12 protein-coding genes and 1 pseudogene are annotated in these 11,079 nt (G+C 63.7%); 6 read left to right on the top strand and 7 right to left on the bottom strand.

Translation table 11 applies throughout. From position 1 onward, the window contains the following. Window positions 1–82 precede the first annotated feature (82 nt). The 5 genes from NFC73_RS18770 to NFC73_RS18750 all read right to left on the bottom strand — a co-directional run bounded on the left by NFC73_RS18770 (window position 83) and on the right by NFC73_RS18750 (window position 6,097). Entirely contained in the window at window positions 83–262 is a 180-nt protein-coding gene (locus NFC73_RS18770; protein ID WP_372494691.1) for a recombinase family protein, read from the bottom strand. Between the two features lie 910 nt (window positions 263–1,172). Continuing rightward, a complete protein-coding gene (locus NFC73_RS18765) occupies window positions 1,173–1,973 on the bottom strand; it encodes a peptidase M56 family protein (RefSeq protein ID WP_254752701.1) in 801 nt (266 codons plus the stop codon). Further along, a complete protein-coding gene (locus NFC73_RS18760) occupies window positions 1,970–2,578 on the bottom strand; it encodes an RNA polymerase sigma factor (RefSeq protein WP_254752699.1) in 609 nt (202 codons plus the stop codon). Before NFC73_RS18760 ends, NFC73_RS18765 begins: the two co-directional genes overlap by 4 nt. Before the next feature lie 1,072 nt (window positions 2,579–3,650). After that, entirely contained in the window at window positions 3,651–5,483 is a 1,833-nt protein-coding gene (locus NFC73_RS18755; RefSeq protein ID WP_254752697.1) for an AfsR/SARP family transcriptional regulator, read from the bottom strand. A 314-nt stretch (window positions 5,484–5,797) separates the two neighbouring features. Continuing rightward, entirely contained in the window at window positions 5,798–6,097 is a 300-nt protein-coding gene (locus tag NFC73_RS18750) for an antibiotic biosynthesis monooxygenase family protein (protein ID WP_254752695.1), read from the bottom strand. Window positions 6,098–6,204: 107 nt separating this feature from the next. On the opposite strand from NFC73_RS18750, the pseudogene NFC73_RS18745 reads away from it, so the two are divergent. Then, a pseudogene (locus NFC73_RS18745) lies at window positions 6,205–6,363 on the top strand (SLC13 family permease); the annotation flags it as partial. Window positions 6,364–6,609: 246 nt separating this feature from the next. Here NFC73_RS18745 and NFC73_RS18740 read toward each other — a convergent pair. Next, window positions 6,610–6,915, bottom strand: a complete 306-nt coding sequence (locus NFC73_RS18740) for a hypothetical protein (RefSeq protein ID WP_254752693.1) — start codon at window positions 6,913–6,915, stop codon at window positions 6,610–6,612. A gap of 244 nt (window positions 6,916–7,159) precedes the next feature. Here NFC73_RS18740 and NFC73_RS18735 point away from each other — a divergent pair, with 244 nt between their 5' ends. After that, complete coding sequence (locus tag NFC73_RS18735) at window positions 7,160–7,432, top strand: hypothetical protein (protein ID WP_254752691.1); 273 nt, start codon at window positions 7,160–7,162, stop codon at window positions 7,430–7,432. Here the strand turns inward: NFC73_RS18735 and NFC73_RS21060 are convergent. Continuing rightward, window positions 7,377–7,583 (bottom strand): MmyB family transcriptional regulator, encoded by a 207-nt coding sequence (locus NFC73_RS21060; RefSeq protein WP_372494690.1) that lies wholly within the window; start codon window positions 7,581–7,583, stop codon window positions 7,377–7,379. The genes NFC73_RS18735 and NFC73_RS21060 overlap by 56 nt on opposite strands. Before the next feature lie 213 nt (window positions 7,584–7,796). Here NFC73_RS21060 and NFC73_RS18730 point away from each other — a divergent pair, with 213 nt between their 5' ends. The 4 genes from NFC73_RS18730 to NFC73_RS18715 are packed head-to-tail and all read left to right on the top strand — an operon-like array spanning window position 7,797 to window position 10,988. After that, on the top strand, window positions 7,797–8,666 hold the full coding sequence (locus tag NFC73_RS18730) for a TetR/AcrR family transcriptional regulator (RefSeq protein WP_254752689.1): 870 nt from the start codon (window positions 7,797–7,799) through the stop codon (window positions 8,664–8,666). Further along, on the top strand, window positions 8,663–9,550 hold the full coding sequence (locus tag NFC73_RS18725; RefSeq protein WP_254752687.1) for a beta-keto acid cleavage family enzyme: 888 nt from the start codon (window positions 8,663–8,665) through the stop codon (window positions 9,548–9,550). The genes NFC73_RS18730 and NFC73_RS18725 overlap by 4 nt, the downstream gene beginning before the upstream one ends. Window positions 9,551–9,552: 2 nt before the next feature. Further along, window positions 9,553–10,521 (top strand): 3-hydroxyacyl-CoA dehydrogenase NAD-binding domain-containing protein, encoded by a 969-nt coding sequence (locus NFC73_RS18720; RefSeq protein ID WP_254752685.1) that lies wholly within the window; start codon window positions 9,553–9,555, stop codon window positions 10,519–10,521. Further along, window positions 10,518–10,988 (top strand): thioesterase family protein, encoded by a 471-nt coding sequence (locus NFC73_RS18715; protein WP_254752683.1) that lies wholly within the window; start codon window positions 10,518–10,520, stop codon window positions 10,986–10,988. The genes NFC73_RS18720 and NFC73_RS18715 overlap by 4 nt, the downstream gene beginning before the upstream one ends. Window positions 10,989–11,079: the final 91 nt, after the last annotated feature.

Here is an 11,079-nt window from a genome sequence, read left to right as displayed (position 1 = left end):
GCTTGCCCGTCGAAAACAGGTGGCGTATCTCCGCCCAATCATCCAAATTGATCACCTTCCATAATGGTCGGTGGCCCTATTTTCAGTTGGCGTTCCTGGCCCTATTTTCGGTTGGCGTTAACACCCGGTTGGCGCCGGTCAGGCCTTGGTCTGTGAACGTCTTTTCCGACGATACTCCCAGAGCGGCCAGGGCATTCTTCTGGGCGGTGAGGTCTTGGTCGTTGGTGGATACGCGGGCATATCCGATGAGGAGTCCGGTCATGGTGTTGAATGTACCGTTTATCCCCCCGTCACCGGGCATTTTTGCGGGCGGGTGTTACGGGAATCGGGCGGCCGCGGAAACCCGGCGATTGTGATCCGGAAATTTTTGGTGGCGCTTGCGCCGGTGGGGGACCGGCTAACGGGACGTGGTTGGCTCATGGCCTCTGATTATTTTGACTGGTCTTCTTAGCGCCCCGCTGAGAGAGCGGATTCCGGATTCCAAAGCCATGGAACGCGGACTCGCGCTAGTGAAAGGGAAGCTCTGAGCCTTGGGAGAAAGGCAGGACTCCTTGTGTTGGCGTTATGGTGAACCAGCCGTCGCCTTGCTTAGAGGCAAAGATGATGACTCGTTCAGTTGTATCGAGCGGATCGCCGTCCGGGTAGGATCCTCCGACAGTGCAGGTCGGGGGCGTGGAGGTGATGTGGAGGTTCCCTTCTCCGGGATTCCCTTTGAGTACCTGCTCGACTTCTACAAGGTGGGTTGTGGCCGTGTGACCGTAAATGCTGGTTTCGCCGGCCCGGCTTACGGACTTTCCGATGAGCACCACGCCGGCGTTGTCGTATTGGTCCTGGGGGGTCGCGAATCGGACAAACTCAACGCACGCGAAGGGGCCACCGCTTGGAATGGGACTGCTGGTGGAAGCAGGGATCGAGCTGGTGGGGTTCGCCGTGGGTTCCGCAGTCCCCGGTCCTCCTGTCACTGGGCCACCGCATGATGTCAGCAGCATGGTGAGAAGGACGGAGGAAATCAGGCATTGCCACAACCTAATGCGTTTCATTGTGCTCCCTCTGAAGTGGACGCTGGTCGGAGGATATAGGGTGAGTACCCGACTTCGTAGGATGGCGCTCTCGGAGCGGATCGGGGAACGGCATAATGCGGCGGAGCGCAGGGATAACAGCGAATGATCGGTTCACCCTGGCGGGGCACTGCGCGTTGGGTAGGAGGGTGTCCCACCGCCGGAGCCGGCGGCCATGAAGACGCCGAGCTGGGTTTCTCCGTCGCTTTTGAAGACGGGGATCTCGCGGGGAGGGCGCGGGGTACTGAAGTTCTTGACGGCATCCTCCGGGCTGGTGGGCATGGGACCTCCGTACAGGTCACTGGCGTAGGCGTACCCGGATTGCCCGTTGGTCGCCATCACAGCAATCAGGTCGGGGGTTCCGTTCTCCTGGCTTTCGACACCGTAGGTTTCACCTTTGGCATTGACACCCAGGGGTGTCCGTTCCTGCTTTACATACTCCGCGGTAAGCTGCCAGCGGGCCTCGGGGCCGGTCTTGATCGTGACGCTGTCCTGGCCAGGGGCGAGGCTGATGGTGTAGCCGCTCCAGCCCAGTCTGTCGCTGGCCGCATCCTCCTCCGAGCAACTGCTCGAGGCGCCGTCTGGAAACTCAAACCAGCCAGGGGTCAGGCACCTAAGCTCCATTTGAATCCCCGTGGTTCCCTCGGGAGGAGTGCCCAGCTCAACGGTTGCCGTGCCGGCGTAGGTTGTGATCACGGGCGAAGCCAGCGGTGTGACTTTTTCGCCTCCGGGGATGAGGAAAAGCCCGGCAGCCGCTGCTCCGACACCAAGCAGTCCTGCCCCGGCCAGAGTTCCGGTACCAAGCCACACCCTGATGCGCCTCCTTTTGGCAGCTGGTGATTCCTTCTTTACTTGGGAGACGAGTTCTGCCCGCAGGGCATCACTGAACCGGTCGTCGACGTGGAGCTGATTCATGTCCGTTCTCCTTCCAATACTGGGGTTGGAGCGGTGGGCGGGTTAGGGGATGCATTATCGTTGAGAGCTGCTCGAAGGCGCTGGCGGGCCCGGTGGATCCGTGATTTTGCTGCGGCTGGGGTCAGATTCAGGACAGCGGCGGCTGCAACGATGGTGTGGTCCTCGAAAACGACCAGGGTGACCAAGTGCAGGTCCTTGGCCGTCAGCGTAGCCAGCGCCCGTGCAAGGTCCTGATCGAGATCGTCCTGGTAAGACCTGTAACGATCTGCTGTTGGGTCGCTCAGATCCTCCGTTCGGGGAAGGGCGTTTAGGAGGCGTTGGTAGCGGAATGCGCCGCGGACACTGTTGCGTGCCATGTTCGTGGTCGTAACCAGCAACCACGGAAGGATCGATCCTTCCACGACCCGGACCTGCCTTCGCCGCCGCCAGAGCTCAAGGAAGGAGGCCGCCATGATGTCTTCAGCGTCGTGGTGATTCCCGCAGAGCCGGTACGCGTGGCGGAAGACCCTGTCCCGATGCCGGTCGTACAGGGCCCCAAAGGCGTCCCCCTGGCCCAGAAGGCTCTGGCGCCACAACCCCTCTTCGTTGTCTCCCTTGTTCCCCATGCCTCTTAGTGTCCGGCAAAGCCCAAAAGGTTTCACTGAACCCGAAAAAGTTTAGGTGCACGTCCGCATGCACCGAATACCCCGTGGGCCCCGAGTCCACGAGCGGCCATTCTTAGGTCAAGTTCGCACTTCTAGAGTCGGGTCACTCGAGATATCGGTGGCCGCTACCAAGGTCGGAGACCGACGCGGCGAAGTGTGCCGATAAGGGTTCCCAAATGGGACAGCAGAGCAGCCGAGCATCAGCTCCGGCCTTTCCGTTGAGTCAAAGTCAAAAATTGATCGGATCGAAACTAGAGGTTCAAACTGGACCCCTATTCTTGTGACCCGCGTATCGGGACAATCAGGGCATGGGACGTTCGAAAGAGATCCGCGGGTTCACTGCTGCTTGCGTCCTGTTTTTCTCCCTCAATGTCACCGCCTGCGGAAGCGCTGGCAATAACGGGCAGGGAGAATGGCACCAACAGCCGCCACTGCCATCTGCAGAGCCTTCCCCCGAAGTTAGTGAGGGTACAGAAATAGCCAACCGAAGCGAGTGCCGGGAGACAGTCCGGGTTCCGACCAACTCAACAGAATCGGGCGCTTCTTCCGCTGATTCTGCGACTGCATCCAGCTGCGGCACAAGATTCGTCCCGCTGACCGAGGAACAGATGCGCAAGGCCACTCCTGCACCGATGCCCCTTCAACCAACAGACCACTCCGAAAGGAACTCGGCAGATTCGCAAGTCACGACGCCGAAAGAGGGAGAGCAGCGAGAGTGGACCCCCGAACGTATGAGAAGTGCCTCTCCGGAACCAATGCCCAGGGTTCCATAACGCCTAGCTAGCCGTCGTGAGGCGAGAGTGTCCCGTAGAGGGTTCCGCTTACGGACAAGGCGCGACCGTGCAGACGACGTCGGAAAATGACTCCAGCGGACACTCTTGAATCCCAACCTGACACGGCCGCGGAAACGTCTGCCTATCTGGCTGGAACTTGCCCGCCTGAGTCCGATGATCACCTAGCAAGTCAGGGAAATGCAGCACGCAACGGAACCGCAAACTTTCCACCCCCACGGCGGAGCGAAGCCTCTCAGGAACTAGCCGGCCAAGGACTTTCCGGTCGCCATTGGCGATCTTTGTGCTGCTCGGGCCAGGCAGCGTTGCTCGTCTTGGCGCCTGCCGAGCTCGGCAAAACTAGCTGCCGCCTCCCGAAACAGGGCGATGGCTTGATCATCGTGACCCTCTGCCCGGCGCAGGACGGCTCGTGCTTCCCAAAGGGCGGCGTGCCATGGTCCGCCAGGCCACATGCCTGCGAGCTGCTCGGCGTTGGCGAGGCGGCGTCGGGCGGCGTCCAGCTTCCCGGCCAGTGCGTAATGCGTCGCTGCGGCGACTTGATAACCCATCGAGCACGGCGGACAGACGCTCCTCCCGGCCAGAGCGGCGTCGGCTCTCTCTATGATGCGGACCGCCTGCGCCGGAGAGCTGGCTGCCTCAGCGAGCACTCCGTAGAGGCGTACAACGAGGTGCGGCTCGAGCCACGTGGACGCCGCGGCAGCCAGTGCGCGGCTGGCTGCCCGAGCGGCCTCCTCGGGCCGATCCTGCGCGAGGTCAACCTCAGCCAGTCGTTGCAGCGTCACGATCTCGCCAGCCGTCGCCCCGGCCCGCCGGTGCAGCTCGAGCGCGGACTGGAGCAGACTGCGCGCGTCGCCGAGCTCACCGGAGAAGAGTGCCGCCTCCCCCAGCAACAGGTCAGCGATCGCCTGGCCGCGCACCGAGCCTGCCCGTTCGGCGATCGTGCGCAGACGCGCTACCCGCCGCGCAAGGTTCCGGTGCCCGTCCGGCCCGCTCAGGCAGAACTCGGCGAGGCACAACTGTGCGTCCAGAATGTACCCGGAGCGCGCGGAGTCGTGCCGTGTGAACTCCACGAACTCGGCCTCGAACACCTCGGGCCAACGGTCCTGCATGTTCGCCGCAATCGCCAGCACTGCGCTGGCCTCGCCGATCTCTCGGCCCAGGTCCGCTTCCATGGCCAGCTCGCGTGCACGCCGGGCGTGTGACGTGGCTTCGATGAGGTCGCCACTGTTCAGGGCGATGAGTGCTCGCGCCAACGTGACCCGCGTGCGATTCTCCGCGCGTCGGCCGTCCTCGGCGATGGCCTCCTCGTAGACCGCGACCGTCGCCGCTCCTGGGCCGACGCCCAAGTCGGCACGCAACCGCCGACGGAGTCGCTCGAACTGGCGGATCGCGCCCTGGCGATCGCCGGCGTCGAGCGCGCGAACCATGATCGCGCGGTGGGCCTCCTCGTCCGTTGGCTCGGCCTTGACCACGTCGTCCCACCGCGCCGCGGCCTTGAGCAAACGCAGGTACAGCGTGCGCAGCCGATCGCGGGGGTCCTCGGCCCACACGGCGAATCGATCATCAGGAAGCAGGTCGCCTCGATACAGGGCGAGCGCCTCGGACACCCCTGCCGCTGAGGCGAGCGCGGCGCGCCCGTCCGCTTCGAACCGCTCCGCGTCAATGGAAACCTCGGCGCCTGGCAGCAGCACCAGCAGGTCGCCATGCGCCTGAACGGCGTCTGGCGAGCCGAGGGCGGCGCGCGCGAAATGCATGGCCTTGCGTAGGTTCGAAGCGGCAGCCTGCGCGCCGAGATCGGGCCAGAGCAGATCGGCGACGGCGTCCCTATGCAGCCGGTGCCCTTCCGCGAGGGCGAGGATCTTAACGAGCCCCGCCGCCTTGGTCCGTTTCCACGCGTCGCCCGGAACCGGCCGGCCGTCAATTACGACGCCGAACGCGCCCAGCATGACGACGGCGCACCTCTCCACGCCCTCATGGTAGCTGGGGGAACGGTCGGGGAACAGGGTCGCCTTACCGTCAGAAGTGACGGCGAGCCAGTTGGCTCCGTCATCACATTGAAACGACCAGGAGGACATGATGGGACTGCAACTCGGTGAGATCGCACCCGATTCTCCGCCAAAACGACCGCCGGCGACATCCGCTTCCATGACTGGCTCGGAGACTCATGGGGAGTGCTGTTCTCGCACCCGAAGGAGTTCACGGTGGGCCGCCGATATCGAAGAGACAGCCATGAGCCGCACGCCCGCGGACAACCAGACCGTTCGCAACGTGTTCGTCATTGGGCCGGACAAGTGTGATCGCGCATGAGAGCGGACATTGCCATAGCCGGGTCCGCCCGCTGCCGGCCGCACTGGCCGGCAGCGGGCGGTCAGGTAACAAAACAGATGGATTACACCGTCGCTACGCGGTCGAAATCAGCACCGCTCATGTGCTCGCACAGCGCAACGCAGGCGTCGAAGTGGGTCATGAACTCCGGGTTCTGCTTCCACGCGTCCCGGGACGCCTCGTCGGTCCACTCCGCGAACGAAACATAATGACCGGGAACACGTCGGTCACGAATGAGGTTAGCCACGAGGATCGAGGGGTAGTTCGCCCGGGACCACTGAAGGAACTCCGTCCACCGGTCTATGAATTCCTGATCGCTGCCCTGCTTCACCTGCCAGGTTCCTGAGGCATAGTGGTCTGCCATTGCTCTCACCTCCTTTCCGATTTCTGGCTTAACGGTAGGTCGCGACCGTTCCCCAAGCGTTCCTCGGTCCGGTCTGCCGCCTTCCCCCGCCTAGAGGTAGTCGCCGGCTTGCCGCCACGGTTGTGGACGTCTCGCCCTTCTCCACGGACGGCGCCCTGGTGGTGGCCAACGCCCGCGAGGACGACCGTCAGCGCGTCTACAAGCAGCTGATGACGTACGCAGGTGGCGTGGTGCTAGCCCGAAAGACGGGCGCAGGAGCGTGCATCCGCACCCGTCGAAGGCAGGACCCTGAAAGGGTCCTGCCTTTTGGCGGCCGCTTACGTAAAGACGGGTCCTCGGGGCGCTTCGACGATGGCAAGTTGGCCGGTTGGTGTCAGGCCCGGAACGTCCCGACCACGGTCGACGGAGGGGGCACCCGCCGTCGACCGTTTGCGTCAGTGCCGGACAGCTTCCCATTTTTGGCCCAGTCGGCCGCAATGAAGTGGTTCGGCGGAACCCCGGATACTGAGCGGTCAGCCCGCACCCTCACCCTCGCGGGCCGTCTCCTCCAGGATCCTTGCAGTGGGCGCTTCCGTCATCAACTGCCCTATCACCTCGGGCTTGTCCCATACCTCGCTGCGGAGCCGTTCCAGAAAGACGGTCGCAGCATCCTTCGTGTCGAAGTCCAGGAGCACGGCCACGCTGTTCTCGTCGTCCGTATCCCGGAACAGCCGGACAGACCTGGCGCCCGAGGCGGCGCGGCCTGCAGGATCGCTATCGAATACCTTCTTGAAGGCCTCGTAGTCCCGGACTGGATAGCTGATCTGCAAGGTGAACATCGTTGTTCCTTTCCTTGGTCTGTATCAGACCAAGATAGGCCGTCCATCGTTATTCCGATAGGGCCGGAGAGCAGGCCATAAACCGGTGATGCGTTGCCCTCCTCGTGCGTTTATCCGGGCCCCTGCAGCGCCGACCAGCCGCCGTCGACGAGGCCCTCGGCCTGCGGGCGAAGGCCTGCTTGAGGTAGTCGCAGGTGGTGTGGCCGAGGCTGGGGAGCTTGGTGCCCGGCCCCATGGAGCCCTTTTGTCAGAAGTCGGCGAGGGCGAGGTTGCTCGAGAGTTCACGGTGGGCGCCGGTCTGGTCACCCAGGCCTCCGTTCAGGCCGATGTCCGCGACTCGGAAATCCTAGGGGTGATTTCCTCGAAGAACCCGGCGGTGCCCATGCCGCGCCCGGCGCCGGTGATGAACCAGACCTTCTTGCCGGAGTTGTTGGCCTGCTCGGTGGGGGTGACCAGTTCGTTCAGCGCCCGGTCGTGGGATTCCGGCCGGATTCCAGGCGAAGCATCGCGACCATGATGGCAGCGATTGCGTCCCAGTCGGGGTAGAAGTCGGCTGCGCGCGGATCCAGGAAAATGTAGCGTGCCCGGCTCGGCAGCCGGCCCGGACTGTCCCCACCAGACGACACAGCTGAGTTAAATACCTCGGAGTGCAGGGTCCGTCCCAGCATGTTGCCGGCAAGACGTCACCACGTGCCCGCTCAGCCTCGTCCAGCTGAAGGGCCGAGGCCACGGTACGCAGCGCGACGATGCGGTGTCGGTGTCCATCAGACACCCCTAGCCAGCCGAAAAGGAGGCGCACGCCCCGCGCCCGCGAATCGCAAACTACTAACTATTCATCAGCTGCTCTTGCCACAATCGCAAACAACGGCTAGCTTCGATACATGGCAGAAAATGAGACGGGGGTCACAGGGCGGGTCCGGACTTCCATTCGGAACTCGGGAATGGCCCAGCGGGAGATTGCCCATCACATAGGGCTGGACGAGACAAAGCTGTCCAAAGCACTGAACGGCACCCGGCGGTTCCACCCGGAAGAATTAACGAGCTTGGCGGATATCACCGGCGTCACGGTGAACTGGCTGCTGTCGGGTTCGGATGAGACACACGGGCCGTCCGTTCCGCCGCCGCCCATGGCGCTTCCCACCCGGCACCCGGAAAACAACGAGCACGCACAGAAGCGTCGCTCCATCATCGAGGCGGCCTGGTGGCTGTTCGCCCGCCGCGGCTTTTCCGCGGTCCGGATCGCGGATATCGCCTACGCCTGCAGTCTGAGCACGGCCGCGATCCACTACTACTTCTCCGGCAAGCGCGAGATCTTCGCGGAGGCACTCCGCTATTCAATCAAGCTGGCCTTCGACCGGCAGATCGCGGAGTTGCATTCCATTACCGACCCGGTCCGCCGGCTCAAGCGTCTGATCGAACTGCAGCTCCCCGCCGGCGAGCGCGGCAGTGCCGAGTTCTCCATCTGGCTGCAGACCTGGGCGGACGTCGCCGTCGATAGTTCCGGCAAGGAGAACCACGCGCAGGGGTACCGGCGCTGGTTCAAGACCGTGGAGGACGCCATCGTGCAGGGCCAGGAGGCTGGCGCCTTCGTGGTGGTTCCATCCGACGAACTTGCCATGGAGCTCACGTGCCTGATCGACGGCCTGGGAATCAAAGTTCTTACCGGCATGCTGACTTCGGATCAGATGTACCGCCACATCGAAAGTTTCATCGACCGCAACATCGTCCTAGAACAAGGGAGTCCTCAATGAACCGCAAGGTCATCGTCACCTGTGCCGTCACCGGCGCCGGGGACACCACCGGCAGGAGCGAGCATGTGCCCATCACTCCGGAGCAGATCGCGGACAACGCGATTGCTGCTGCCAGGGCCGGCGCATCGGTGGTCCATATCCATGTACGCGACATCGAAACCGGCCTAGGGTCGCGCGATGTGGCGCTGTACCGCGAGGTGGTTCGGCTGGTTCGCGAGAGCGACGTCGATCCGGTCATCAACCTGACCGCCGGCATGGGCGGTGACCTCATCCTGGATCCGGGCGAACCGACCAAGCAGCTGCCGGGCACGGACCTGGTCAGCGCTCTGGAGCGGTTGGCCCACGTGGAAGAACTGCGTCCGGAAATCTGCACCATCGACTGCGGCTCACTGAACTTCGGCGAGGGCAGCCAGGTCTACATCAGCACCCCGGACATGCTCCGCGAGGGCGCCGAGCGGATCAAGGAGCTCGGGGTCAAGCCCGAGATGGAAATCTTCGACACCGGCAACCTCTGGTTCGCCAACATCATGGTCGAGGAAGGACTCATCGCTCCCCCGCCGCTCTACCAGCTCTGCATGGGCATCCCCTACGGCGCCCCGGTCAACGCCGGCCTGCTGCACGCCATGGTGAACATGCTGCCGAAGGATGCGCAATGGACGTCCTTCGCGATTGGCCGCGACCAGCTTCCATGGGTGGCCCAGTCGGTCCTGCTCGGCGGGCACGTTCGGGTGGGCCTGGAGGACAACCTCTACCTCAGTAAAGGCGTGAAGGCGACCAACGCCCAGCTCACCGAGCGCGCCATCCAGATTGTGCATGATCTCGGGTCCTCCGTTGCCACTCCGGATGAGGCCCGCGAAATCCTCCAGCTCGAGAAAAAGGCCTGATCATGACCGAAGACTTCACTCCCCTGGATATGAACGACGTCGACACGATCGCCTGCGTGGGCATCGGCACGATCGGCGGGGGCTGGGCCGCGTATTTCCTGGCCCGCGGCTACCGCGTCAAGGCCTGGGATCCCGCACCGGACGCCGGGCCGAAGCTCCGCAGACTGATCGACGCCGCGTGGCCCGCCCTGACCAAGCTCGGGCTGGCGCCCAACGCGTCGAAGGACAACATCACCGTCCACACCGACCTCGCCGAAGCGGTTGCCGGAGTCGGCTTCGTGCAGGAAAGCGCGCCGGAGGTCCTGGAACTCAAGCAATCGCTGCTCGCGCAGATCGACGCGGTGACGGCGCCCGACGTCGTGATTGCCTCCTCCACCTCCGGGTACGGGATGACGGAAATGGCCACTGAAGCTAAGAATCCGTCCCGCCTGGTAGTGGGTCACCCCTTCAACCCGCCGTACCTCATCCCCTTGGTCGAAGTGGTGGGCGGCGAGCAGACCTCGGCAGCCGCGGTCAAATGGGCCTCAGCCTGGTACGAGTTGATCGGCAAATCCGTCATCACCATGGACCGCGAGGTTCCAGGGTTCATCGCCAACCGGCTGCAGGAAGCGCTGTGGCGCGAGGCACTGCACATGGTGGACAACGGCGAGGCGACTGTGGAGCAGATCGACCTTGCCATCACCGACGGCCCGGGCCTGCGGTGGCCGTTGCAGGGGCCGATGCTGACCTTCCATTTGGCCGGCGGCGAGGGCGGGATGGCGCACATGCTTGACCACTTCGGGCCATCCTTGCTGTCGCCGTGGACCCGGCTTGTGGCCCCGGAACTGACGCCTGAACTGCGCAACGCGGTCATCGCCGGCTGCGACGAGGAGGCCGCGGGACGATCCGTGGTCGAACTCGTGGCGGAGCGTGACGAGGCGATCATCGCGATCCGCAACGCCATCGCACATGTCAAGGCCGCCGGCGCATGAGTGCTCTTGCACCCGGCACCCTGACAGAGTACTCGTGCCGGGTGCAGCCCGAGTGGATCGACTACAACGGCCACATGTCTGAGGCTTTTTACGTCCTGGTCTTCGGCTACGCCACGGACCGGGTGATGGAGCAGCTTGGGCTCGATGACGAGTACCGCCGCTCCACAGGCCACTCGCTCTACACGGTCGAGGCCCACATCCGCTACCTTGCCGAGACCGGCGTGGACGCCGAACTCAGCGTGACCTCCCGCGTTGTCGGCACCGGACCGAAGAAGCTGCACCTTGCCCATGAGATGCGTTCCGGGGAAACGCTGATCTCCACCGAAGAGCTGCTGGCACTCCATGTGAACCAGCATTCCGGACGAAGTACCGAATTCGCACCCTCCGTTATGGACACCATCACCGGATTCCTGCCTGCCCTGAGCGAGCCGGCACCGGAATGGACCGGCAGGAAAATCAGTTCCTAGCCGTCCCCCTTTCAGAAAGAAGGACCAGTGGAAACATCTTCTGTTCTTCGCGGGCAACTGCGCGAGAAACCGGCACTTCCGCCGAGCCGGC

The organism is Pseudarthrobacter humi (genome assembly GCF_024294965.1).
GTDB classification, from domain to species: Bacteria; Actinomycetota; Actinomycetes; order Actinomycetales; family Micrococcaceae; genus Arthrobacter; species Arthrobacter humi.
The sequence above is the reverse complement of the archived record's forward strand: the minus strand, read 5'-3'. Positions and strand labels throughout refer to the sequence as shown.

Excerpts from the sequence above, each read along its gene's own strand:
- NFC73_RS18720 (WP_254752685.1), top strand. The coding sequence starts at position 9,553 with ATGACCGAAGACTTCACTCCCCTGGATATGAACGACGTCGACACGATC.
- NFC73_RS18715 (WP_254752683.1), top strand. The coding sequence starts at position 10,518 with ATGAGTGCTCTTGCACCCGGCACCCTGACAGAGTACTCGTGCCGGGTG.
- NFC73_RS18760 (WP_254752699.1), bottom strand. The coding sequence starts at position 2,578 with ATGGGGAACAAGGGAGACAACGAAGAGGGGTTGTGGCGCCAGAGCCTT.
- NFC73_RS18740 (WP_254752693.1), bottom strand. The coding sequence starts at position 6,915 with ATGTTCACCTTGCAGATCAGCTATCCAGTCCGGGACTACGAGGCCTTC.
- NFC73_RS18730 (WP_254752689.1), top strand. The coding sequence starts at position 7,797 with ATGGCAGAAAATGAGACGGGGGTCACAGGGCGGGTCCGGACTTCCATT.
- NFC73_RS18765 (WP_254752701.1), bottom strand. The coding sequence starts at position 1,973 with ATGAATCAGCTCCACGTCGACGACCGGTTCAGTGATGCCCTGCGGGCA.
- NFC73_RS18750 (WP_254752695.1), bottom strand. The coding sequence starts at position 6,097 with ATGGCAGACCACTATGCCTCAGGAACCTGGCAGGTGAAGCAGGGCAGC.
- NFC73_RS21060 (WP_372494690.1), bottom strand. The coding sequence starts at position 7,583 with ATGCTGGGACGGACCCTGCACTCCGAGGTATTTAACTCAGCTGTGTCG.
- NFC73_RS18725 (WP_254752687.1), top strand. The coding sequence starts at position 8,663 with ATGAACCGCAAGGTCATCGTCACCTGTGCCGTCACCGGCGCCGGGGAC.
- NFC73_RS18770 (WP_372494691.1), bottom strand. The coding sequence starts at position 262 with ATGACCGGACTCCTCATCGGATATGCCCGCGTATCCACCAACGACCAA.
- NFC73_RS18755 (WP_254752697.1), bottom strand. The coding sequence starts at position 5,483 with ATGTCCTCCTGGTCGTTTCAATGTGATGACGGAGCCAACTGGCTCGCC.